Here is a 23048-nt window from a genome sequence, read left to right as displayed (position 1 = left end):
CCATGCGGGTGACCATTTTGGGGGCCGGCGTTGCTGGCCTCACCGCCGCCACCGAATTGGTGGCGCGCGGGGTGGATGTCGAGATTGTCGAACGCGGTCCTGCGCCGGGCGCGCAAAGCTGTTCTTGGTATGCAGGGGGCATGTTGGCACCTGAATGTGAAGCGGATTTGGCTGAGCCAATCGTCGTGGAACTGGGCCGCGAAGCGCTTGCGTGGTGGCAAAAATATGTGCCGCAACTGATCAAAAGAAACGGTTCGATTGTGGTGAGCGCTGGCCGTGATCGCAATGAATTGAAGCGCTTCGCGTCGCGCACAAATCAGCATCAAATGCTGGATCAGGAGGCATTGCTGGCGCTGGAACCTGACCTTGGCGATCGCTTTTCTGAGGCGCTTTATTTTGAACATGAAGCGCATATGGATCCACGCGCAGCACTAGTCGGACTGACTGAATATCTAAAAGAACGCGGCGCTCTATTTCACTATGGCGCGATGCTTGAAGATGTGGTGCCGGGTGACAAGATCATTGATGCACGCGGTTTGGCGGCGCGGGATTGCTTGCCCCAATTGCGCGGTGTGCGTGGTGAAATGCTGGTGGTCAAATGTGATGATGTGCAATTGAACCGTCCGGTGCGGCTCGCGCACCCAAGGTTTCCCGTTTACATCGTGCCGCGCGGTGAAGGGCATTTTATGATTGGGGCAACGCAAATTGAAAGCGAGCGCCAAGGCGGGATTAGCGCCAAATCCATGGTGGATTTGATCAATGCGGCTTATGCGGTACACCCCGCTTTTGCGGAGGCAGAAATTATCGAAACAGGTGCGGAATTACGCCCTGCATTCCCAGACAATTTACCGCGTGTCAATTGGGTTGAAGACCGCTTGCATGTTAACGGGCTTTTTCGACATGGCTATTTGCTGAGCCCAGCCTGCGCGCGCATGGCGGCGGATATTTTGATGCGGTCCAACAACAAAGCGGAGTTTATGGATGAAGATCATAATCAATGGGCAACCGCTTGAGGTTACGGGCAAAAGCCTTGGTGACGTAATGATTGAACTGGGGTTTGTTGACCGGCGGGTAGCGGTTGCAAAAAATGGTGAATTCGTGCCGCAAGATGATTGGGCAAAAACCGACTTAGAAGCAGGGGATGCGCTGGAAGTGCTGGCCCCCATGCAAGGTGGGTGAAACCTATGATCTCATTGTATGGAGTAAAGATTAGTTCTCGTCTTTTGTTGGGAACGGCGCTTTATCCTTCGCCTCAAATTATGGCCGACGCAGTTAAGGCATCGGGCACTGAAATTGTTACGGTGTCGCTGCGACGCGAGGGTGTGCAGCCGGGCGCAGGCGCAAGTTTTTGGCGGTTGGTTGAAGGGCTTGGCGTCAAAGTGTTGCCCAACACAGCAGGCTGTCACACGGTCAAAGAAGCGGTCACTACGGCGAAAATGGCGCGCGAGGTTTTTGGCACAAATTGGATCAAACTCGAACTGATCGCGGACAATGACACGCTTTGCCCGGACGTGGTGGCACTGGTTGAAGCGGCGCGGATATTGAGCGCTGAAGGGTTTAAGGTCTTTCCCTATTGCACCGAGGATTTATCAGTGGCGGAGCGGTTGTTGCGCGCGGGCTGCGAAGTGTTGATGCCTTGGGGAGCGCCAATTGGCACTGGGCTGGGACTGAATAACCCATATGGGCTGAAAGCGATGCGCGCACATTTTGACGATGTGCCGTTGATCATTGATGCTGGATTGGGGGCACCTTCGCACGCTGCGTTAGCAATGGAGATGGGGTTTGATGCGGTTTTGTTGAACACAGCCGTCGCTAGAGCGGGTGATCCAGAACTTATGGCAAATGCGTTTGCAAAAGCGCTGGAGGCGGGGCGATTGGCATTTGATGCTGAACCGATGTTGCCAAATGACATGGCTGCCCCTTCAACGCCAGTTCTCGGTAAGGCGGTGTTTTGATGGTCAAACTTGATCCCTTCTATTTGATTGTCGAAAGCTTTGCATGGATTGAGCGATTGGTGCCGCTTGGTGTGAAGCTTGTGCAGTTGCGCATCAAGGACAAGCCGACTGATGAGCTGCGTGCGGAGATTGAAAAGGCGCGTGATTTTTGTCAGGCGCATGAATGCCAGTTGGTCGTGAACGATTATTGGCAGCTCGCGATTGAATTAAATTGCGATTTTGTGCATTTGGGGCAGGAGGACTTGGCCGACGCTGACCTGACCGCAATCCGTTCTGCTGGATTAAGAATTGGCCTTTCAACTCACGATCACGCGGAGCTTGATTTAGCGCTTTCGCACAAACCCGACTATGTGGCGTTGGGGCCGGTCTATCCAACAATTTTGAAAAAGATGAAGTGGGCACCACAGGGGCTTGATCGATTGCGCGAATGGAAGGCCCATATTGGCGATGTGCCGCTGGTGGCGATTGGCGGCCTGAATGTGGATCGAATAAAGGGTGTGTTCGACCATCGAGCGGACAGTGCGGCGGTAGTGACTGACATTACGGCACGGGATGACCCTGAGACACGGACCAAGCTGTGGCTCTCGGCAACGCGAAGGTTTATGTCATGAGCCGTTATCAACGCCAGGAGCAAATGGCTCAAATAGGGATTGAAGGGCAAGCCAAATTGGGTGCCGCTCATGTGGTTTTGGTTGGTGCAGGTGGGCTAGGACACCCCGTGGCGAGCTATCTAACCGGAGCTGGCGTTGGGCGGCTCACCATTATTGATCACGACTTGGTTGAATTGAGCAATCTGCATCGGCAGGTCTGCTTTGATGAAGCAGATATCGGGCGGTTGAAGGCCATCGTCTTGGCAGAAAAATGTGTTGCACAAAACAGGCAAATTGCGGTGATGTCGCGACCCGAAAGACTTGAGCCAGACAATGTGGTTGCCCATTGCACCGATGCGGATTTGATTATTGATGCCGCGGATAGTTTTGCGGTGACTTATATTCTTTCAGACTTCTGTCGCGACCATGGTGTTCCGCTTATCTCTGCCTCTGTGCTTGGATTTGAAGGCTATGTTGGCGCATTTTGCGGCGAGCATGCGCCAAGTGTTCGTGCGGTGTTCCCGCAAATGCCAAAGGGTGCACAAAACTGTGCAAGTGCTGGGGTGTCGGGTCCGGCCGTTGGCGCGATTGGTGCGGTGCAGGCGCAGATGGCGTTTAATCTTATCGCTGGTATTGAGCCAAACCCTTTGGGTGCGATGGTTCGATTTGATTTTCAGCGATTTACATCATCTCGCTTTTCGTTTGGCAAGGCGCCTGAGCCCAAGGCAGGTTTTGGGTTCATCTCAGCAAGCCAGATTGGTGGTGATGATCGGGTAATCGAATTGCGGTCGGAAAAAGAGTCTTCAATTGCAGTAACGCCAAGCGCTTTGCGCGTTGATATTGAAGAAATCCCAGATATTGGAAGTGTTTCAAAGCGCACGGTTATTTGCTGCCGTTCTGGTTTGCGCGCTTGGAACGCTGCCTTGCAATTGCAAGCGAAAGGGCAGGCAGAAATTGCGCTTGTGGCGGCGGGCTGATGGCAGATGTGATTGTGATTGGCGGGACTGATAGCAGCGGCGGTGCGGGGCTTTCACGCGATATCGCAACATTGGCGTCGCTCGGTGCAAAGGCGGTGCCTGTTGTGACGGCGGTTACAGCACAAACGGATGATCAAGTTAAGAAAATTCAGGTATTGCCCCCTGAAATGGTGGAGGCGCAACTTGAATGCGCGCTAAGGACGCGTGTCGTCGGTGCGATTAAGATCGGCATGTTGGGCAATGCACTCACCGTTGCGCTTATTGCCGGCATTTTATCGAAGCTCAAAAATGTGCCCATTGTGCTTGATCCGGTTTTGATTTCGTCTTCTGGCACGCGATTGCTGGATGTGGATGCTGAGGAGGCCCTGAAACACCAATTGTTGCCATTGAGCGAAGTGGTGACGCCTAACCTGCTTGAAGCTGCAATGCTCACGGGCATGCCGATCGGTGATGGTGCGGCGACGCTTGAGAAACAGGCCTTTCATTTCCGCGCGATGGGGGTGCCCAATGTTTTGATAAAGGGTGGCCATTCAACCGGCGATGTTGTTGTGGACGTGCTTTTTGATGCCTGGGGAGATCATGTTGAATTTGTTCAAACACGACAAATGGGCAGCATGCGCGGCACAGGTTGCATGTTGGCGAGTGCAATCGCTGGGCAATTGGCGCAAGGGGTGGCGCTTGAGGTTGCCTGCCATATCGGTCAGCAGATGGTAGGCCAAGCCTTTGCGTTGCGGGCAAAGAACCAAGACGGGGTTGCGACTGCGGATTTAGCCCAATAGGCCTTTGCGCAATAGGTTTAGTCCCGCGATGGTGAGCACAAGCAAAGTGATTTGGCGGAACCGTTGTTGGTCGAGTTTGTTCAGAAGCTGGAAGCCAACCCACATGCCTGCAAGCGCAAAAGGCACCAAAATGGCTGAAAGTGCAACGGTTTTGGTGTTCAAGACGCCTGACTGAATGTGGGCAAACAATAGCGTAATTGAGCCAAGACCATAGATAACTCCTTGCACGGTGATCTGCTTCATCTTTTCAGTTTTCATGGCGAGCAAATACAAAACAGTTGTCGGGCCCCAAGTGCCGACGAGGCCACCAAGAGTGCCGGAAATGGCGGCGATGACCCATTCCGCCCACCATTTGTGTCGATCTGAGATCGTGAGTTGAAGGCCGAAGAGTTGCACCAAAGATAAGCCCACCACTGGGACGCCCAACACGAAATAAAAGATGTTTCGCGGAATGATTGGAACCAACTGGGCAGCGACAAAAATCATGAAACACACAACGACAAGATATCGCCAATGCTCGTTGCTTGCTTGGATTGCCGGGGCAATGCCATGACGCAAAGTTTGCCAGCCATTGCTGGCAACAATGGGCAATATGATGGCGGCGATGGCGATTTTGGGATCTACAAAAGAGCTGAGTGCCGACACCATGATCAGCGGCATCGCGAAGCCAATAGCGCCCTTAATAATGCCAGCAACAATGGTGATGGCAAATGCGAGCGCTAGAGTGGCTGGCCATAGTTCAAGAAGCAATTCAAACGACATGGTTGGCAAATCCAAGTTTAGTCTTTGTGTGCTGATGCTAAAGGCTGGTGCCGCTGATAGGACTTGAACCTACGACCCCATCATTACGAATTGTTTTTCGTAACGATCTCAGGTGGTTAGATGTGATGTCAGTTTGTTGGACGCTTTTGCACAAGTCGTTGGCCAGACTCTGCTTTTTCAGATGGAAAGGTAGCACATCGTGTCACCATGTTGCCGCCCCTTTGACCCCGCAACCCTACTAGCGGATTACTAATCCTGATTTGCCCTACTAATCGCGAATCTCGCCCTGTGTGCCAGACCTCCCCCTATCAACGGGTTTGTGCATTTTGGGCGGGGGTGGGAGCCTGTGGATGTCGGGGTGTCCCGGTTATTCGAAATCTTGAAAATGGAAACCAAAACGACTCATTTAGACACCTGCGCAAACAGTATTCGGCTCGGCACGAACATAAGAGCGGTGTTTATACGATAAGGCAACAGCAGGGGCTCCACTTCTTTCCAATTATGAGTTACATATATCGAATCTCAAACGGGGCCTGCACGCCTTTGTAAACTGTGGAGTGACGCGCTTGCGATGAATACACCAGAAAGTAGTCTTGAGGCGTCTCTTGTTACGAAACTGCAGGACTTGAAATATGAATATCGTCCGGATATTCGGGATCGCGCCTCGCTGGAGCAGAATTTCCGGGAGAAGTTCGAAGCGCTGAATGGTGTCCGCCTTACCGATGCCGAGTTCGCCCGGCTTCTCGACGAGATTGTTAATCCCGACGTATTCACCGCTGCTCGAACGCTGCGCGAGCGCAACAGCTTTATTCGTGATGACGACACGCCGCTGAATTACACGCTCGTGAACATTAGAGACTGGTGTAAGAATTCCTTCGAAGTGGTCAACCAGCTCCGTATCAACACGGACTACAGCCACCATCGCTATGACGTCATTCTTCTGATCAACGGCGTGCCAGTCGTTCAGATCGAACTCAAGACTCTCGGCATAAGCCCGCGCCGCGCCATGGAACAGATCGTCGAATACAAGAACGACCCCGGCAATGGATACACCAAGACACTCTTGTGCTTCCTACAGCTGTTCATTGTCAGCAACCGTGATCGGACATTCTACTTCGCGAACAACAATACGCGCCACTTTGCCTTCAATGCCGAAGAGCGCTTCCTGCCAGTTTATGAGTTTGCGGATGTAGACAACAAAAAGATCGTCCATCTCGACAGCTTCGCCGAGACGTTCCTCGTCAAGTGCACGCTTGGCCAGACGATCAGCCGCTACATGATTCTGGTCGCAAGCGAGCAAAAACTTCTGATGATGCGGCCCTATCAGGTCTATGCTGTGAAGGCGATTGTCGATTCCATCGCCCAGGACTGCGGCAATGGTTATGTCTGGCACACCACTGGCAGCGGTAAAACGCTCACCTCCTTCAAGGCGTCAACGCTGCTGAAGGACAATCCGGACATTGAGAAGTGCCTCTTCGTTGTGGATCGCAAGGATCTGGATCGGCAGACGCGCGAGGAGTTCAACAAGTTCCAGCAAGGCTGCGTCGAGGAAAACACCAATACCGCCTCCCTTGTTCGTCGCCTCCTTTCGGATGACTACGCCGACAAGGTCATTGTCTGCACGATCCAGAAGCTGGGGCTTGCGCTGGACGAGAACAGCAGGCGCAACAAGCAGCAGAAGAAAGACGGTAAGAAGAGCTTCAAGGAGCAGCTCGAACCCCTGCGCGACAAGCGCATCGCCTTCATTTTTGACGAGTGTCATCGGTCACAGTTCGGCGAAAACCATAAGGCGATCAAGGAGTTCTTCCCGCGCGCCCAGCTCTTCGGCTTCACCGGAACCCCGATCTTTGAACAGAATGCCGCCCAGCAAAAGATCGAAGACACTCAAGCCAGCATGAAAACGACGGAAGACCTCTTCCCGCAGCGCCTTCACACCTACACGATCACCCATGCCATTGAAGACGGAAACGTCCTTAGGTTCCATGTCGACTACTTTAAGCCGGAGGGCAAGAGCGTGCCCAAGCCCGGCGAAGCATTGGCGAAACGCGCGGTGATTGAGGCAATTCTCGCCAAGCATGACCAAGCCACTGGACAGCGCCGCTTCAACGCCTTGTTGGCTACAGCGTCGATCAATGACGCCATTGAATACTACGACCTGTTCAAGACCCTGCAGGCCGAGAAGCTGGCCGCCGATCCCGGCTTCCGGCCGCTGAACATCGCTTGCGTCTTTTCCCCGCCTGCCCAGCTTGCGGAAACCCCTGAGGCGAAGAAGGACATCGAACAGCTTTCGGAGGACCTTGAGAACGAGAGGGAAGACAACAAGGTAGATCCTGAAAAGAAGAAAGAGGCGCTGAAGGCCATCCTCGTCGATTACAATGCCCACTTCGGCACCAACCACAAGATCGGTGAATTCGATCTCTACTATCAGGACGTGCAGAAGCGGATCAAAGACCAGCAATGGCCCGGAGCCGACTTAAAGAAGGCTTATCCCAACCAGCCGCACCACAAGATCGACATCACAATCGTGGTGGACATGCTGCTGACCGGTTTTGATTCCAAGTTCCTGAATACCCTCTACGTCGACAAGAACCTGAAGCATCACGGCTTGATCCAAGCCTTTTCGCGCACCAACCGCGTGCTCAACGCCACCAAGCCCTATGGCAACATCCTCGACTTCCGCCAGCAGCAGGGCGCGGTCGATGCTGCCATCGCCCTCTTCTCGGGTGAGGCCGCAGCCGAGAAGGCCCGCGAAATCTGGCTGGTCGACAAGGCGCCCGTGGTCATCCAGAAACTGGAAACAGCCGTCCAGAAGCTTGACGCCTTCATGACATCGCAGGGCCTCGACTGCGCCCCCGAAGAGGTGCCGAACCTCAAAGGCGATGCGGCCCGTGCGGCCTTCGTCGAGCATTTCAAGGAGGTCCAGCGCCTTAAGACACAGCTGGACCAGTACACCGACCTGACCGATGAGAACCGTAACACCATCGAAGAGGTCCTGCCGCGTGACAACCTTCGGGGTTTCCGTGGCGCCTATCTCGAAACCGCTCAGCGACTGCGAGCCCAGCAGGGCAAGAGCGCGGACACGCCAAGCCAAGACACCGACCAACTGGATTTCGAGTTCGTCCTCTTCGCCTCTGCAGTTATCGACTATGATTACATCATGGGCCTGATCGCCCGTTATTCCGAGGCGACGCCCGGCAAACAGAAGATGAGCCGCGAGGAACTGATTGGCCTGATTCAGTCCGACGCCAAGTTCATGGATGAGCGCGAAGATATCGCGGCCTATATCAATACCCTCAAGGCGGGCGAGGGCCTCAGTGAAAAGGCCATCCGCGACGGCTACAGCCGCTTCAAGGCAGAGAAGAACGCGGCGGAACTGGCGGCCATCGCGGACAGGCACGGGCTGGCGAAAGAGGCGTTGCAAGGCTTTGTCGACACCATCCTGCAACGAATGATCTTTGACGGCGAGGCGCTGACCGACCTGATGGAACCCCTTGACCTGAACTGGAAGGCGCGACGGGTGAAAGAACTGGACCTTATGGCCGACCTGATGCCGTTGCTACTCAAGCGCGCCGGGGGGCGCGAGATTTCGGGGCTGAGCGCTTATGAGTAGTAAGGGGAAATCATCTGCTGTGACGGGCGGCGGGGCGGCTTTGGTGCCGAAGCAGCGGTTTCCCGAGTTTCTTGGTGCAGGGCCTTGGGAGAGCGTTTCCCTTGGATCCTTGGTGTCAATCAGCACCAAGAAGGTTGGGGACAAGACATGTGTCCCGATGAGTATCACTTCGGGCGTTGGTCTTGTCAGCCAAATGGAGAAGTTCGGGCGCATCATCGCTGGGGATTCTTACAAGAATTATTTGCAGCTTAAGAAGAATGACTTCGCCTACAACAAGAGCGCGACAAAAGAATACCCCGAGGGATTTATTGCGCTTTACACAGGCGAAGAGCTGGCTGCCGTCCCGAACAGCATATTCACTTGCTTTCGCATCAAGGGCGAGGCGGTATCCCCGAAATATTTGAACTACCTGTTTCTGGGCAATCTGCACGGGCGGTGGTTGCGAAAGTTCATTGAAGTTGGAGCCCGCGCCCATGGTTCTCTCAGCATTAACAACAGTGATCTCTTGGCTTTGTCCGTGCCTGTCCCACCGGGTCCAAATTCTCTCAAGGAACAACAAAAGATTGCCGACTGTCTGGCTTCAGCGGATGCGCTGATCGAGGCGCAGGGACGGAAGGTGGAGGCCCTCAAGGCCCACAAGAAGGGCCTGATGCAGCAGCTCTTCCCCCAGGAAGGCGAAACCAAACCCCGCCTCCGCTTCCCCGAGTTTGATGGGACGGGGAAATGGGAGGAATGCGAGTTCCCAAACGTTATCTTTTTTCAAGAAGGCCCGGGCATTATGGCCGTGGACTTTCATGACCATGGAGTTCCGCTGGTGCGCCTATCCGGACTAAGTGGTCAAAGCGTGACGTTGGAAGGCTGCAACTATCTGGATCCTGCGAAAGTCCTAAAGAAGTGGGAGCATTTCCGTCTCGAAGTTGGGGATATTGTGGTTTCTTGTAGTGCTACATTGGGGCGGCCCGCCATAGTCGATGATGCAGCAGCGGGCGCCGTATTCTATACCGGCTTAATCCGCTTTAGGCCCAAGAGCCGCCGATTGGATGCCGGTTATCTTGAGGTCTTTTTAGGCAGCCCTAGCTTTTCGTGGCAGGCTGAGGCTGCTGCTGTAGGCGGTGGAATTAGACATTTTGGACCGACGCATTTGCGAGGAATGAAGGCTCCTCTGCCGCCGAGCGTCGACGAACAACAACGCATCGCCGATTGCCTTACCTCTCTCGATGTCCTCATCACCGCCGAGACCCAAAAGCTTGACACGCTCAAGACCCACAAGAAGGGGCTGATGCAGCAGCTTTTCCCGCAGATTGGGGAGACGGACGTATGAGCAAGTACAAAAATCTCAAAACACTTGTGGCGCGGCTTCGCGACGATCTGAACAATCCCACAAAATCGACTTCGCTGGTCCTAATCTATGCCTACAATCGCACCGGCAAGACGCGCCTGTCGATGGAGTTCAAGGACACGGGCAAACGCAAGCATAAGAAGATGAACCCGACAGGCACGCCCGACACGCTCTATTTCAACGCCTTCACCGAGGATTTGTTCGTCTGGGAAAACGACTTTGAAAGCGATAGCGAGCGTCGTCTGCAACTGAATGAGAAGTCGTCATTTTTCGATGCGATGACGGAACTCGCGCTGGATGAGACAATCGCTCAGTACCTGTCTCGATACGCCGATTTCAGTTTCGACTTTACCTATAAAGAGGTCCGACAGGGCAGTGCGACGATCTCCAAGCCTGATTATGTGAGCTTTAGCAAGGGCGACGAGAGCAACATTAAGGTGTCGCGCGGCGAACAGAACATCTTCATCTGGTGCATCTTTATGGCCATCTGCGAACGGATGCTGGATGGGCATGAATCCTATCAGGGGAAGAAGTTCCTCTATATCGACGACCCGATCTCGTCTCTGGATGATAACAATGCGATTTCGGTGGCGTGTGACCTCGCCAAGCTCCTCCGCCGGGCGGCCACGCGAACGGACGGTGACGGCAAGCCCTCCCCGATCAAAGTGATCTTCTCGTCCCACCACGCCCTCTTCTTCAACGTGATGTGCAATGAATTAGGCCGAAAGATTGATGACGCGCCTTCGGTTAACCACCGGCGCTATTTCCTGCATCGGCCGAGCGGTGATGGCGGCTACACGCTTCAGGCGACAGAGGACACGCCCTTCTTTCACCATGTGGCGACGCTCGCCGAATTGCAGCGTGCGGCTGATCCGAGGAAGGGTACGCTCTATACATTCCACTTCAACGCTCTGCGCAGCGTCATGGAGAAGACAGCCTCTTTCTTCGGGCACACGAGCATCGCCTTTTGCCTTAAGGCGTTGGACAACGAGGAAGATAGAGCGCTGTTCAACCGGGCGCTGAACCTTCTAAGCCACGGCGCCTATGCCATCCATGAACCGACTGAGATGGGAGAGGACAACAAGGAACTCTTCCGTCGCATCCTTCGCGAGTTCGTCACGCGGTTCGAGTTCGCTTTGCCGGGCGCCGTTCCCGCCCCATCCAGAACACCAGCCGCAGCGCCCGCGCCTGTCCCAGAGGAAGCACCCGCACAATGAACGACCAAACTCAAAAACAACTGGGCAAGACGCTCTGGAATATCGCCGATACGCTGCGCGGCGCGATGAACGCGGACGATTTTCGCGACTATATGCTGTCCTTCCTGTTCTTGCGCTATCTGTCGGATAACTATGAGGCGGCAGCAAAGCGAGAACTGGGCTCAGATTACCCAAGCGACGCAGACCTTGCCGCCGAACAGGAACGGATTTCAGCGCTGAGGGCGGAAGCCGCTGAAAAGGCCAACAAATCTCGGAAGCACTCGCGGAGCGTTGAAGAGACACAATTTGATGATTCAGATTCGAGCAATTCGACCATCGCAACTCCTCTACAGCTTTGGTATCGGCGCAATTCGAACGACATCGCCGAATTCGAGAAGCAAATGCGCCGCAAGGTTCATTATGTGATCAAGCCCGAACACCTCTGGGCCAACATTGCCCATATGGCGCGCACCCAGAACGGCGAACTGCTGAACACCCTGCAGGCTGGCTTCAAATACATCGAGAACGAGTCGTTCCAGAGCACGTTCGGCGGCCTGTTCTCGGAAATTAATCTCGCTTCTGAAAAGCTTGGCCGGACATACCCAGATCGCAACGCCAAACTCTGCGCCATCATCACCGAGATCGCCGAAGGGCTCGCCGACTTCTCCGCTGACGTCGATGCGCTGGGCGACGCCTACGAATATCTGATCGGCCAGTTTGCCGCCGGTTCGGGCAAGAAAGCCGGCGAGTTCTACACCCCTCAGCAGGTATCAGACATCCTGTCCGCCATCGTGACGCTCGACAGCCAGGAGCCCGCGACCGGAAAGAAGGATCGGCTCGCCAGCGTGCTCGACTTCGCGTGCGGGTCCGGCTCGCTGCTGTTGAACGTGCGCAAGCGCATGGGTCCGCACGGCATCGGCAAGATCTACGGGCAGGAAAAGAACATCACCACCTACAACCTCGCCCGCATGAACATGCTGCTGCATGGCGTGAAGGACACGGAATTCGAAATCTACCACGGCGACACGCTGACCAATGACTGGGACATCCTGCGCGAGTTGAACCCAGCCAAGAAGCCTTCCTTCGATGCCATCGTGGCCAACCCGCCCTTCAGCCTGCGTTGGACCCCGAGCGAGGCCATGGGGGACGATGTGCGGTTCAAGAATTACGGGCTGGCGCCCAAATCAGCTGCAGACTTTGCCTTCCTGCTGCACGGTTTTCACTACCTCAAGGACGAAGGCGTGATGGCCATCATCCTTCCCCATGGCGTTCTGTTTAGGGGGGGGGCGGAGGAGCGCATTCGGACGAAGCTGCTGAAAGACGGGCACATCGACACGGTTATCGGCCTGCCCGCGAACCTGTTTTATTCGACGGGCATCCCAGTCTGCATACTCGTGTTGAAGAAGTGCAAGAAGCCCGATGACGTGCTCTTCATCAACGCGGCCGAGCATTTCGCGAAGGGCAAGCGCCAGAACCAGCTCACTGAAGAGCATATTGGCAAGATCATCGAGACGTACCAGTTCCGCAAGGAAGAGGATCGCTACTCAAAGCGCGTGAGCATGGAGCGTATTGCTGAGGAGGGATACAACCTCAACATCTCGCGCTACATCAGTACAGCCGAACCGGAGCCCGAAATTGATCTGTCAGCCACCCACGAAACGCTGGTTGAGCTCGACAAAGAAGTCCGTGAGGCAACGGAGAAGCACAACGCATTTTTGCAGGAACTTGGCCTTCCCCTACTGCCACCAGTCGATAAGTGATGACGACTGCGGGTGCCTTGATATGCGTGCAAGGATACCGCAGTGAACGCCTTCAATCTAACGGAGTAAAAGTTTCGGCGGAAACTGGATAGTAGTAGCTAGGCTCGACTGACACTACCGATTCCGATGTTCGTCCGATCGCGCGTGCGCGGGCGTTGGACTGTGTTTCCAATTCTATCACATAGCCTCTTTTTGTGTCATAAGTCTCTGACATCACTTGTAATTTAAGATTGTTGGGTTAGGTTGAGTTGAGGCCGAAAGGAGGTCTCAAATGCCAAACCTACGTCTTACACGTCACGCGGTTGACGCCATTCCCTTTCCCCAAACGGGTCAGGTATTTTACCGCGATACCCTGCTTCCCGGTTTCGGGTTGCGGGTCGGCACCAAGTCCAAAGTGTATTTTGCCGAGAAGCAGGTGCAGCGGCGCACCTGCCGGGTCACCATTGGCCGCGCCGATCTGTTCGCGCCCGAAACTGCCCGCAAGAAGGCGCTGGCACTCTTGGGCGAGATGGCCGAGGGGCGTAACCCCAACAAGGAAAAGAAGCAGGAGGTCGTGACCAAGCTGACGTTGGCTGACGCTTTCGACAGCTTCTTTAAAGCACGTCCGCACCTTTCGCCGCATACCGTCGAAAACTATTCGCGTTCGGCACGGCTGTATCTAAGGGCATGGCGCAAAAAGCCGATCCATGAAATCACGCGGCAGATGGTGCTCAAGCGCCACCAAGAGCTTTCGGCGCAAGTTGGCAAAACCACCGCCAACAACGTCATGCGGCATCTGCGGTCGGTCTATAACTATGCTGCAGCAACGCATGACGAGTTCCCGCCCAACCCGGTGCAGATATTAACGCAGGCGCAGGCGTGGCATCGTGAGCAGCGTCGGTAGACAGTGGTGACGGCGCAAGACCTGCCCTTATGGTGGAAGGCGGTGTTGGTCGAGCCGGACTACTCTCGCGACTTTCTACTCATGGCTTTGTTTACCGGTATGCGCCGGGGTGAACTGATGAAACTGCGGTGGGAGAATGTGAACCTCGAAACGCGCACGCTCTATCTGCCCAAGACGAAGAATGGCGATCCGCTTATGTTGCCGATGTCCAATTTTCTCACGGACCTGCTGAAGGAGCGGCATGCGCGCGCCACAAGCCTTGATTGGGTCTTTCCTGGGCCGGGGAAAACTGGCCATATGGTTGAGACCAAGAAATTTCTGCTCCGGGTTAGCGCTGGTTCAGGTGTCAGCTTCACTTTACACGATTTACGGCGTACTTTTATCACTATCGCCGAGAGCCTCGACGTGCCTTATTATGCACTGAAGCGATTGCTGAACCACCGCACCAATAGTGACGTGACGGGTGGTTATATTGTTGTAGACGCGGAACGCTTGCGCGGACCGGTGCAAAGGGTGGCCGACCGGATTTTGGAGTTGGTTGGCGAATATAGCTGACCGGTACACTTGGAGAATATTGGACAGCGTTGCACGGACAGCGCTTTTCTCTTGAGCGCCCAAAACGAATATGCCACTATTTTCATAAATGCACTGACACGCATTTGCCGGAGGCAACTCCGGTCGGACGGGTGACCTTAGGCGATTGCTTCATGCAACTGACCTTCTGGACCACATCCAAGCGGGGATTAACCCCGGTCCTGGTCGATCACACAGAGCTTAATACAACCATCATGGCGTCGCCGTGGTGAGATCTGGATTCGACAAGAAGGGAACCTGCCATGTCGACAATTCTAAAAGAAGTGCGCGCAACCGTTCAGAAATGCGGCGACGTGCTCCTTAACACACAACAGGCAGCGGCCTATTGCGGGCTGAGTGCGTCACGACTCGAAAAGTTTCGGGTGTACGGTGGCGGACCTGGCTTCTATCGGCTGGGCGGGCGGGTATTCTACCGCCTTTCCAAGCTGGACGAGTGGATAGAAGTCAACTTCCATCCATCGCCCGACAGAAGTCTACATTAAATGCAGGCTGCTCGGCGCGGTAAATCGGGAAGCTGGTAGAGGCCCAATAAAGTAATGCGCCCGCAATGGCGAGGTGTGCTAAGTTGCTGTATTATATACATATATTATATATATAATTAGTATATAATAATAAGGGTACTTGGCTTTACACAAAACGCCGCTGCGGCCCACGCGCCACTTTTACCAGCCCGCCCGTTTTACCCTCCGACTGCAACGCAGTGGTGCAAAGGGCTTATAAAGCCCTATCGCCTAGTCGCCAGAAAAAAACCGCAATTACAAGCTGCTACGGGCCTATTTGTTTAGGCCTGTAGCACTCATTGCCTCCACTTTGAATTCTCAGGAAGGACTTTCAAATGGTTGAGTTCAAACGACCCCGAATAACGGCAGACGGACAAAAGTTGTTCTACCTGTCGGACTATGACAGCAGTAACCCGCGCTTTCGCTTGGCTGACCCGCAAAACATCCTGATTCAACTCAAGCTCTACAAATGGTGCATGAGCGACAAGTATCATTCACCCGTCGTTAAAGATAAGTTGGTGCGCTCGCTCTTTGGGCAGATCGCGCCGGACATTACCACCAATGCTGTTGGCCGGGTCATGGCAAAGCTGGTGACCTACAAACCCCATAAGCAGATCAATAAGACCGAGGGTGGGTTTGTCAGGATCAAAATGCACTGGCGGTTTTTCCATCAGCTCGATATGCGCTTTGGGCTCGAATATCTGATCTATCTCTGGTTGCCCAAGCTTATGGCCATGGAAGGCGATTCTGTCGAGACGTGGGATGAGTTCGAGGAAGAGCTGGAAATCATAATCCATGCCTCGGACGACGACCTAATGACCAATTACGTTCGACCGTCGATCCAGCGCCAACTGAGTTTCTATCAGTTTTGAGCGTGAAGCAGTGGCGGGGCCATTTGCGGCCCTGCTGCCTTGTCCGAGGGCCACGCTGTTGTACTTTGGCGGTTTAATGGCCAACGCCACTGCATAAACCGCGCCTCAGACATGCTCTGAAGGCCAGCGCGGCGGGGTTACGTGCGGCGGGTTGGGTTTTGCGGCGCGTGAGGTTCGCGGTTGGGTGGGTCAAGCAGCAATATGGTCGGCTGCACGTCGAATTCCTGCATGTGGGTAACAATCTGGAATTGGTCGTCCTTGTCCCTGTAGACCGAATAAACCAGCTTGCCGGTGCGTCCGTGGTTTGCCCCATTCCTCTCGATCCGCGACCTCATTATCAGTGAGACCAAGCCCAAGGTGAAGGCTGGCGGCACAATCAGCCACGCGAATTTCATCCAGTCCGATAGCGACTGGTATGTGTCGAAAAAGTCTTTCCAGAAATTGTAATCGCCTTCCACGTGACTACTCCCCAAATCCGTTTCAAATGAAAACGGCCACCAGAGATTCCCTCTGGCAGCCGGGGAGTTAGTAAGCCGCCGTCAGACGACCGCGATGGCCTTTAGGCCGAAGCCCTGGACATGCGCCAGCGCCTCCCCGACCATAAGGTTCGAGGAGGTATCGTTGCGGTCGATACCGACCGCTGACGGAGGGGTTACTACGCCCCGGGATTGGCAAACGCCAAGCCTGCAAACATATTAGTATGATTTTGGGGAAATCGAAAGGGCGCTGATCTCAGGAATTTTCCGCAGCACATAGTTTTGAAGTGACATCTATTGCCTCTGGAGTTGCCCAGACTTCATCGCGCAGCATAAACTTGTAGCTGTTGGTGTGCTTTACATAAACGGAACGGGAGACAACGCACTTTGCAGGCAAAATGATGGCTTTGCTGACCTTATAAGAATCATCGAAAAGCGCAGCTGCAAGGAAATCAAATCCTGAAAAATCACGGATTGAAGAAAGCTGCCTTGATTTGTTCCGACGATGAACTCTGCGCCCCTTAATCTGGTATCTGATGCCATCGCTGTCTGTTGCGTCGAAGCTTTTTTCAGAATTTGGAGCCTGCTGCCAGCCAAAAGCTAAACAAAACAAATACTCTGTCAAATCGCCGGTCGGATTATTATTGCTGCGTAAAACCCCACGCGTCCGTAGCTCTTCATTCACGTCAATATGTAGTTTGAGGAGCTCGCCAAGTGTGCTTTCCCTAAGTTCTGCCATTTTTCGAGTGTCTTTCAAAGTATGTAATTGTTTGAGTTCTGTTGTCAGTGGTTAGAAAATGATTTAAATTCAGAATGTTGACTGGTGCCGCTGGAGAGATTTGAACTCCCGACCTTGTCTTTACGAAAGACCTGCTCTACCCCTGAGCTACAGCGGCTTGTTAATTCGGCGCAGACCCTACTAATAGCCTACTAATTTATGCCTTGCATTGCCAACTCATTGGCATCGAACGCAATTCCCAGACCGACCCGCTAATTACGAATGACGTGCTCTACCAACTGAGCTACAGCGGCGGTGGGAGATGTTTGAGTTAAGATTATCTGATATTTGGTCCGGCGCAAGAGGTTAGAATATCCTCAAACAAAAGGGTCGTGACCCTTTTGAAGTCACGACCCAATCTCATTAATTCATAAAGGCTAAAGCCCCGGGCATGCAGAAGAGAGCTGCATTTTGCCCCGAAAAGAGTGGTGTTAACGGTGCGTTGGCCCCGCTACATTCACCTCAATTCCAAAGCCCATACCTTTTTGCGAATAATGATTAGACATTGGATCACCTCCTCTCGAATTGTTGACGTTGGGGTAAGTGAACGCTGGAATTGAATTTTGGTCAAGTGGTTTTCCTATTGATTGTAAACTACAATTATTGTATATAGCAATTATTATGATGGATTTTGAAAATATATCTTTGCATTGGATCAATCGGCTGAGCTTTCTTGTGCGGCGGGAATTGGCGGACAAGTTCAAACTCGCCGGACACAATGTTGGCGCAGAAGAATGGGCCGTTCTGCTGTTGCTTTGGAAAAAAGATGGTCGGGCGCCAAGTGAAATTGCCGACGCTACAATTCGCGATAGAACAACCATTACGCGGTTTCTCGACGCGATGGAAAAGAAACAATTCATAGTGCGCAAGGTCGACCCAAGTGACAGGCGTCGGGCGCAAGTCTTTCTAACGCCGGCGGGGCGTGACCTAAAGCAAGAATTGGTGCCAATCGCCAGCCAGATTATCGATGAAGCGCAGCAAGGACTCGATGCACAAGAGCAAACGCAGCTGGTGAAATTGCTGCGCAAAATGACAAGCAATTTGACAGAATAGGAGGGTTTGATGGCTCACTACAATTATGATGAGTTTTCAACCAATGATTACAACCTTGATCAGTTCAATGGGCCGGATTTGGGTCATAAAGCACCAGATTTTGCACTAGAAGATGTGGCAGGCAATCGGGTCAATTTGCTTGATTTTGAAGGCGACTTTTTGGTTCTCGAACTGGGGTCGATTACTTGTCCGCTTTTTCAAGGTCGTCGGAAATCTATGCGTGGACTTGTCGAAAAGCATCCAAATGTAGTTTTTGCAATTCTATATGTTCGTGAAGCACATCCGGGCAACCGCATTGGTGCGCATCAAGACTTTAGCGAAAAACAGGCATGCGCTTGCAAACTCACAGCCGATGGAGAGGGGCGCCGCATCCTAATTGATGACATTGAAGGCACCGCGCACGCCGCATATGGGTCTTATCCCAACGCGGTTTTCATCATCAATAGAAATGGATGTGTTCTTTTTTGCGCAGACTGGAACAATCCGGAGGCAACCGCTAAGGCGTTGGACCGATTGGTGCAAGGCAAGCCGGCACATGTGAAAAGCTATTTCAAACCTGTACGACCTGACATTGCGATTAAGACACTGCGGGCCAGCGGAGAAGGTTCTGTGGCCGACTTTTTTAAGGGTTTGCCGCTGCTCATTTGGAAAAACGTCATCCGACGCAACTTCTTGCTTTTGCTCAACCGCGAGAAAAAGATAGCGCCCGATGTGAGATGTTGAACGGCTAGTTCTGCGAAAAGGCGCCCGTGCAGGATTTGTGCTGTCTCGCCAATTGCAGTTTCTTGCTATCAGTTAGCTTGCCGAAATTCAGAATTGTTTTGATCGTGTTCACTTTTCCTTTGAGCTTTTCGGACTGAAGGTGGCGTGCTGAGCTGAAAATCTCGCGATCGTCGACAATTGCCGTGAAGTTTCGGTTTAAGTGCTCTGACATAATGTATGCGGTATAGGTTTCAGCGAAATCCTCAGCCTTTGAGCACGTTGCATATAGGGACACCACATTAGAATTTTGCAGCTTTTCGAGTAGCGTAATGTCTTGATCGGGGTGAAGATATTTTTCGCAATATGCTGATGCTTCCGGTTCTATCAGTGGCAAACCCTGTTGCTCCTCAAGCTTAGGCAAGCAGTGGAATGCTGGCTTTTTGAGATCGGCTTCAACAAGATGAGCAACCTCATGGAAGATCATTTGTGCCAATGTGTAATTAAGCCCAGGTTTGAAATCGCTTTCATCGTCCATTTTGATTTTTATAAATTCTGCACCCTTGATTGAATTAAAGCGGTTTTCGCCAATATAACCTGTGAGCATGCCGTGGAGGAATGATTCAAAAGGTGTGAAAATATTCTGCCAGAGCGCCAGATTAATTCCGATGGCCTCATAGTTGGTGAACGCGCCCACCCAAGGTTCTATACCATTGCCGGGGTGTGCCACTACAAAGGCACTTGTTGTGCACATTTTGCCTTTTACTTGTTCAGGTGCGACTTCAAACACACCAAAAATCCGGTCTTCTAATACGTCAAACCGCTTTTCATCTAAACCACATTCAGCAATCCCCTGAGAGTCAAGAAAACATAGTTTTTCACGCAATGGCATGCCGCAAGTCACTTTGTATGCAGGAGGCGGCGTTGACGATATTGAGAATGAAAACGAAAAAGAAACAAGAATAAGAATGGCGACACAGCCAAACAAAATTGGTTTGAAATTCAATGCGTGGACTTTCAATTTAGTGCAAAGGCGCCCGTGCAGGATTTGTGATCTGCTCTAGCTAGTTGGCGACCTTCGGGGGTCGAAAAGTCATATGAAAGCAGGGCGCGGGCAGTTTGAATTTTTGGTTGCAGGGCCTTGGCGTTGAGCAGCAAGTTTTGATCCAGCAGCAAATCGGTTTCAATGTAGATTTTGTACGCCACACCCAAATGTTCACGCATCAGAAGTGCGGAAAAGCTTTGGGCGAATTGTTTGGTTGGATCGCAAATGTCATACGGCTTGGTGAAAGCATTAAACGGGTCTTCGTCCATGTTCCATGCACTGTTGCCATGGCTTTGGCGAACAGGTGAGGTGCAATTTGTGAGCTTGGAAACAAACGATTTGGGCGTGCAATTGTCGACCCCCGCGCTTAGATATTCTTTCGCGATTTTGGTTGCAAGTTCATGATAAAGAACCGTTGCTACATCAAGTCCAACCAACCCTTTTGTTTCCTCTGGCTGCGTGAAGTCGATGAATAAGTCTCGACGGTCGCGATATTTTACAAATGCATCTTTGAAAACGTAACCCGCTTGGGACCAAAGGAGCCGGTCAGTGAAGAGAAAATTGCGTTCTTTAAGCATGCTCCAAGAGATATCAAGCTGGTTGTCGCGCAATCGAATTTTGCCCGGCATATCGGTAAGGTAGCGAATGACGTTAATCTGATCGAGGGAACATGTCGCTTGCTTGACGATTTCAGGTGATGCAATGAAGACGCGCACCAGCGAGCGCTCGGCGCGATCAAATTCAGGGTCTGCGGGTTTGCACGCACCGTTTGGGTCAAGCTCGTCTTGAAAACAAGTATAGTCTTCAATTGGCTTGCCGCATTCGAAAGCAAAGATCTGCTTGGTGACAACATAGTCATAGAATGTGGGAACAGTGATCAGCAAGCAGCAAAAGAAAAAGCTGCCAAGAAATAAAGGATAAAAGCGCATAAGGAGACTCAAAGTAAGATTTGAGTGCAACCTATCGCAGCAATTGGTTGCTTGCCAATTGGTATTTTCCGCAAATCATCTCAATTCCATTGCTGCGCGGTCAAACAAAATGCCGCTGGCCCGCAATGGACCAACGGCACCTCAAAATAATTAGATGAAAGCGATTACGCAGCGGATAGTCGAGGCGACTTGTCTGCTTTCTCGATGGTGAATAGTTCAACGATCTGATCAAGTTCAGAGGCTTGCCCTTCTGTTTGTTCAATCGCGGCATTGGTTTCCTCAACAAGCGCTGCGTTGTGCTGGGTCATCTCATTCATTTGCCGCACTGCGGTGCCAACGCTGTCGATGGAGTGGGACTGTTCTCGGCTGGCCGCGAAAATTTCCGCCATCAGGGTCGCATTTTCGTTTACCGCCCCTAACATTGATTCGAGTTTCTTGGACGCTTCCGCGACCAATTTTGATCCATCCGAAACTTCTTTTCCGCTCTGCTCGATGAGCTCTTTAACTTCTGAAGATGCTTGGGCTGCACTTTGGGCTAACCGGCGCACTTCAACGGCCACTACCGCAAAGCCTTTGCCTGCTTCGCCAGCGCGTGCTGCTTCAACAGAAGCGTTGAGGGCCAATAGGTTGGTTTGGAACGCGATGTCGTCAATCAAGCCAATAATGTTTGAGATTTTTTCGGACGAGGTGGTAATTCGCTCCATTGCGTTGTTTGCAGCGTCCATACCCTTGCCGCCCTCAGCAGCAAGCGCGGCAGCGATTTTTGTTTTGTCAGTGGCGTCTTCCGCCTTTTTGGCGTTTTCGCTGACAGTATCGGCCAGTTGTTCCATCGCCGCAGATGTCTCTTCGATGGTTGCGGCCTGGCGCGTTGTGCGTTGGCCCAGATCATTTGCACCAGCCAAGATTTCACTGGTCGCTGTTTTTAGTCCACCGGATGTTTTGCGCAAGCGGCCAACAATTTCGGTCAAGCGGTCACCAACTTGGTTGGTGTTGGATTTTAGATTTGCAAATGCGCCTTCATACTCGCCCGTCACCCGCAATGTCAGGTCAGCGTTGGCGAGTGCAGACAACACCTCTTCAGTTTCGCGGATTCCACGATCTACCGTTTGAACAAGTTCATTGATACCCGTTGCCAGTTGGTTGAGTGCCTCGTCTGGGAATTCGCGGTCAACTCGTTTTGAGAAATCGCCTTTGACGGCGGCGGTGACCACGGTGCCAAACGCCTCTTGCAGGGATTGCATCATTTGCGCGCGGTCAGCTGCTCGTTGTGTCGAGGCTTCTTGCATCTCATTGGACATTTCATTGATCTTGAGACCATTGCGTCTAAAAGATTCAACGGCGCGGGCCATTTCGCCGATTTCATTTGTATTTTCTGTGTAAGGCACTTCTGCGCTCGCTGGGTCCTGTTCTACAGTTTCCATAGCGTTTGCGAGCCGAGCGAGTGGGCGGATGAGACGATTTGCAACAATGGTAACGAGAACACCCATAATGACGAACACAATGGCGCTTACGATGGTGAGCAACATTAGTGTGTTGGTTTTGATCGCATCGATTGGAGCGCTTAGAATGCCAACATAGATTACGCCGCCAACCACATCCTCTTTGCCAAACAGTGGCACATAGACGCCATAGTAGGAGTTACCGAAAAGCGTTTCTTTAGCGTAGTGGGCATTGCCAGCCATGGTCTCGACAAAGATCGGATTGTCTTTGGCGATAATTTCACCAACGGCACGGTTGCCTTCTTCGTCAATGACAATACTTGAAGTTGATGTGACCAGTTCGCCGGTATTTTTGTCAATCTTGTAGAATGCGGCTTGCTGACCCGTGGAGGCGGTAATTTGATCAAACAAGATGTTGTTGAAGAATTTCGGAATCTTGCTGGTCGTGACCTTGGCAACTTCGTTCTGTTCGTTCATTTCCAATGACACGCCTGGCGTGCTCTTTTGGAACAGGTTTGCAGTTATCCTAAGGTTTGCTTCAAGCTGTGACTTTGCGGATTCGCTAACCCCGCTTGCGATGTTGAAATATACAACGCCAATGGCAAGCGTTAGCGCAATAGCTAGGCTGCCGATGGCTAACACAACAATGGATGTTGAGAACTTAATACCGCCGAACAATGACTTTGATTTGGTCATGCTCTCCTCCAGACATGGTCAACTGCCGCAAAGACAGAATGGGCGCAGCTTAAGCCCGGGAGGTTAATAAGTTGTAATCGATTGCATGGCAGTAAATAGCGGTGGTTTAACCAACG

At 52.5% G+C, this 23048-nt stretch carries 22 protein-coding genes, 1 tRNA gene and 1 pseudogene; 17 read left to right on the top strand and 7 right to left on the bottom strand.

The features are described 5' to 3' along the window. Window positions 1-2 precede the first annotated feature (2 nt). The 6 genes from thiO to thiD are packed head-to-tail and all read left to right on the top strand — an operon-like array spanning window position 3 to window position 4301. Window positions 3-1013 carry a glycine oxidase ThiO gene (gene thiO, locus QQL65_RS04860; protein ID WP_284362440.1) on the top strand — a complete coding sequence of 337 codons (1011 nt, stop codon included), beginning with the start codon at window positions 3-5 and terminating at the stop codon, window positions 1011-1013. Continuing rightward, window positions 982-1179, top strand: coding sequence for a sulfur carrier protein ThiS (gene thiS / locus QQL65_RS04855; RefSeq protein ID WP_284362439.1), 198 nt, complete (start codon window positions 982-984; stop codon window positions 1177-1179). Before thiO ends, thiS begins: the two co-directional genes overlap by 32 nt. A gap of 5 nt (window positions 1180-1184) precedes the next feature. Further along, a complete protein-coding gene (locus QQL65_RS04850; protein ID WP_284362437.1) occupies window positions 1185-1955 on the top strand; it encodes a thiazole synthase in 771 nt (256 codons plus the stop codon). After that, window positions 1955-2566: a thiamine phosphate synthase gene (locus tag QQL65_RS04845; RefSeq protein ID WP_284362435.1), complete on the top strand. Its 612-nt coding sequence runs from the start codon at window positions 1955-1957 to the stop codon at window positions 2564-2566. The genes QQL65_RS04850 and QQL65_RS04845 overlap by 1 nt, the downstream gene beginning before the upstream one ends. Further along, on the top strand, window positions 2563-3522 hold the full coding sequence (locus QQL65_RS04840; RefSeq protein ID WP_284362434.1) for a HesA/MoeB/ThiF family protein: 960 nt from the start codon (window positions 2563-2565) through the stop codon (window positions 3520-3522). The genes QQL65_RS04845 and QQL65_RS04840 overlap by 4 nt, the downstream gene beginning before the upstream one ends. Beyond that, window positions 3522-4301 (top strand): bifunctional hydroxymethylpyrimidine kinase/phosphomethylpyrimidine kinase, encoded by a 780-nt coding sequence (gene thiD, locus QQL65_RS04835; RefSeq protein WP_284362433.1) that lies wholly within the window; start codon window positions 3522-3524, stop codon window positions 4299-4301. The genes QQL65_RS04840 and thiD overlap by 1 nt, the downstream gene beginning before the upstream one ends. Here the strand turns inward: thiD and QQL65_RS04830 are convergent. After that, entirely contained in the window at window positions 4290-5063 is a 774-nt protein-coding gene (locus QQL65_RS04830; RefSeq protein WP_284362431.1) for a sulfite exporter TauE/SafE family protein, read from the bottom strand. The two genes, thiD and QQL65_RS04830, sit on opposite strands and share 12 nt — an antisense overlap. 571 nt (window positions 5064-5634) lie before the next feature. On the opposite strand from QQL65_RS04830, the gene QQL65_RS04825 reads away from it, so the two are divergent. From QQL65_RS04825 to QQL65_RS04790, 9 genes and pseudogenes are all read left to right on the top strand, one after another. Next, the gene (locus QQL65_RS04825) at window positions 5635-8673 is read left to right on the top strand and encodes a type I restriction endonuclease subunit R (protein WP_284362430.1); all 3039 of its coding nucleotides are present in this window, start codon (window positions 5635-5637) and stop codon (window positions 8671-8673) included. Window positions 8674-8830: 157 nt separating this feature from the next. Beyond that, a complete protein-coding gene (locus tag QQL65_RS04820) occupies window positions 8831-9994 on the top strand; it encodes a restriction endonuclease subunit S (RefSeq protein ID WP_284362429.1) in 1164 nt (387 codons plus the stop codon). Next, complete coding sequence (locus tag QQL65_RS04815) at window positions 9991-11229, top strand: AAA family ATPase (RefSeq protein WP_284362428.1); 1239 nt, start codon at window positions 9991-9993, stop codon at window positions 11227-11229. The genes QQL65_RS04820 and QQL65_RS04815 overlap by 4 nt, the downstream gene beginning before the upstream one ends. Beyond that, window positions 11226-12968: a type I restriction-modification system subunit M gene (locus QQL65_RS04810; RefSeq protein WP_284362426.1), complete on the top strand. Its 1743-nt coding sequence runs from the start codon at window positions 11226-11228 to the stop codon at window positions 12966-12968. The genes QQL65_RS04815 and QQL65_RS04810 overlap by 4 nt, the downstream gene beginning before the upstream one ends. A 271-nt stretch (window positions 12969-13239) precedes the next feature. After that, window positions 13240-13506, top strand: a pseudogene (locus QQL65_RS16540) (integrase arm-type DNA-binding domain-containing protein); the annotation flags it as partial. Window positions 13507-13521: 15 nt separating this feature from the next. Further along, a complete protein-coding gene (locus tag QQL65_RS16535) occupies window positions 13522-13851 on the top strand; it encodes a site-specific integrase (protein ID WP_348529152.1) in 330 nt (109 codons plus the stop codon). Window positions 13852-13857: 6 nt separating this feature from the next. Beyond that, on the top strand, window positions 13858-14406 hold the full coding sequence (locus QQL65_RS04800; RefSeq protein ID WP_284362424.1) for a tyrosine-type recombinase/integrase: 549 nt from the start codon (window positions 13858-13860) through the stop codon (window positions 14404-14406). 281 nt (window positions 14407-14687) lie between these two features. Then, window positions 14688-14927: a helix-turn-helix transcriptional regulator gene (locus tag QQL65_RS04795; RefSeq protein WP_284362422.1), complete on the top strand. Its 240-nt coding sequence runs from the start codon at window positions 14688-14690 to the stop codon at window positions 14925-14927. Between the two features lie 353 nt (window positions 14928-15280). Further along, window positions 15281-15817: a hypothetical protein gene (locus tag QQL65_RS04790; RefSeq protein ID WP_284362420.1), complete on the top strand. Its 537-nt coding sequence runs from the start codon at window positions 15281-15283 to the stop codon at window positions 15815-15817. A 137-nt stretch (window positions 15818-15954) separates the two neighbouring features. Here QQL65_RS04790 and QQL65_RS04785 read toward each other — a convergent pair whose 3' ends face one another. From QQL65_RS04785 to QQL65_RS04775, 3 genes are all read right to left on the bottom strand, one after another. Beyond that, on the bottom strand, window positions 15955-16275 hold the full coding sequence (locus QQL65_RS04785; RefSeq protein WP_284362419.1) for a hypothetical protein: 321 nt from the start codon (window positions 16273-16275) through the stop codon (window positions 15955-15957). Window positions 16276-16549: 274 nt separating this feature from the next. Beyond that, window positions 16550-17050 carry a hypothetical protein gene (locus QQL65_RS04780; RefSeq protein ID WP_284362417.1) on the bottom strand — a complete coding sequence of 167 codons (501 nt, stop codon included), beginning with the start codon at window positions 17048-17050 and terminating at the stop codon, window positions 16550-16552. Window positions 17051-17114: 64 nt separating this feature from the next. Continuing rightward, window positions 17115-17189: transfer RNA gene (locus tag QQL65_RS04775), tRNA-Thr, on the bottom strand. 503 nt (window positions 17190-17692) lie between these two features. Between QQL65_RS04775 and QQL65_RS04770 the strand changes: the two genes are divergently transcribed. Together QQL65_RS04770 and QQL65_RS04765 are read left to right on the top strand one after the other, a co-directional pair. Beyond that, window positions 17693-18124: a MarR family winged helix-turn-helix transcriptional regulator gene (locus QQL65_RS04770; RefSeq protein ID WP_284362416.1), complete on the top strand. Its 432-nt coding sequence runs from the start codon at window positions 17693-17695 to the stop codon at window positions 18122-18124. 9 nt (window positions 18125-18133) lie between these two features. Further along, on the top strand, window positions 18134-18847 hold the full coding sequence (locus QQL65_RS04765) for a deiodinase-like protein (RefSeq protein ID WP_284362414.1): 714 nt from the start codon (window positions 18134-18136) through the stop codon (window positions 18845-18847). Window positions 18848-18851: 4 nt separating this feature from the next. Here the strand turns inward: QQL65_RS04765 and QQL65_RS04760 are convergent, their stop codons facing one another. From QQL65_RS04760 to QQL65_RS04750, 3 genes are all read right to left on the bottom strand, one after another. Next, complete coding sequence (locus tag QQL65_RS04760; RefSeq protein ID WP_284362412.1) at window positions 18852-19715, bottom strand: hypothetical protein; 864 nt, start codon at window positions 19713-19715, stop codon at window positions 18852-18854. A 125-nt stretch (window positions 19716-19840) separates the two neighbouring features. After that, window positions 19841-20797, bottom strand: a complete 957-nt coding sequence (locus tag QQL65_RS04755) for a hypothetical protein (protein ID WP_284362411.1) — start codon at window positions 20795-20797, stop codon at window positions 19841-19843. A gap of 164 nt (window positions 20798-20961) precedes the next feature. Beyond that, window positions 20962-22932: a methyl-accepting chemotaxis protein gene (locus tag QQL65_RS04750; RefSeq protein ID WP_284362410.1), complete on the bottom strand. Its 1971-nt coding sequence runs from the start codon at window positions 22930-22932 to the stop codon at window positions 20962-20964. Window positions 22933-23048: the final 116 nt, after the last annotated feature.

Source organism: Maritalea porphyrae (assembly GCF_030159895.1).
Classification (GTDB): domain Bacteria; phylum Pseudomonadota; class Alphaproteobacteria; order Rhizobiales; family Devosiaceae; genus Maritalea; species Maritalea porphyrae.
This window is presented reverse-complemented; position numbering and strand designations above follow the sequence as displayed.

Coding starts and splice junctions, on each gene's coding strand:
- QQL65_RS04840 (WP_284362434.1), top strand. CDS start 2,563: ATGAGCCGTTATCAACGCCAGGAGCAAATGGCTCAAATAGGGATTGAA.
- thiD (WP_284362433.1), top strand. CDS start 3,522: ATGGCAGATGTGATTGTGATTGGCGGGACTGATAGCAGCGGCGGTGCG.
- QQL65_RS04750 (WP_284362410.1), bottom strand. CDS start 22,932: ATGACCAAATCAAAGTCATTGTTCGGCGGTATTAAGTTCTCAACATCC.
- QQL65_RS04765 (WP_284362414.1), top strand. CDS start 18,134: ATGGCTCACTACAATTATGATGAGTTTTCAACCAATGATTACAACCTT.
- QQL65_RS04810 (WP_284362426.1), top strand. CDS start 11,226: ATGAACGACCAAACTCAAAAACAACTGGGCAAGACGCTCTGGAATATC.
- QQL65_RS04795 (WP_284362422.1), top strand. CDS start 14,688: ATGTCGACAATTCTAAAAGAAGTGCGCGCAACCGTTCAGAAATGCGGC.
- QQL65_RS04825 (WP_284362430.1), top strand. CDS start 5,635: ATGAATACACCAGAAAGTAGTCTTGAGGCGTCTCTTGTTACGAAACTG.
- QQL65_RS04815 (WP_284362428.1), top strand. CDS start 9,991: ATGAGCAAGTACAAAAATCTCAAAACACTTGTGGCGCGGCTTCGCGAC.
- QQL65_RS04845 (WP_284362435.1), top strand. CDS start 1,955: ATGGTCAAACTTGATCCCTTCTATTTGATTGTCGAAAGCTTTGCATGG.
- QQL65_RS04790 (WP_284362420.1), top strand. CDS start 15,281: ATGGTTGAGTTCAAACGACCCCGAATAACGGCAGACGGACAAAAGTTG.
- QQL65_RS04760 (WP_284362412.1), bottom strand. CDS start 19,715: ATGCCATTGCGTGAAAAACTATGTTTTCTTGACTCTCAGGGGATTGCT.
- QQL65_RS04770 (WP_284362416.1), top strand. CDS start 17,693: ATGATGGATTTTGAAAATATATCTTTGCATTGGATCAATCGGCTGAGC.
- thiO (WP_284362440.1), top strand. CDS start 3: ATGCGGGTGACCATTTTGGGGGCCGGCGTTGCTGGCCTCACCGCCGCC.
- thiS (WP_284362439.1), top strand. CDS start 982: ATGAAGATCATAATCAATGGGCAACCGCTTGAGGTTACGGGCAAAAGC.
- QQL65_RS04830 (WP_284362431.1), bottom strand. CDS start 5,063: ATGTCGTTTGAATTGCTTCTTGAACTATGGCCAGCCACTCTAGCGCTC.
- QQL65_RS04755 (WP_284362411.1), bottom strand. CDS start 20,797: ATGCGCTTTTATCCTTTATTTCTTGGCAGCTTTTTCTTTTGCTGCTTG.
- QQL65_RS04820 (WP_284362429.1), top strand. CDS start 8,831: ATGAGTATCACTTCGGGCGTTGGTCTTGTCAGCCAAATGGAGAAGTTC.
- QQL65_RS04850 (WP_284362437.1), top strand. CDS start 1,185: ATGATCTCATTGTATGGAGTAAAGATTAGTTCTCGTCTTTTGTTGGGA.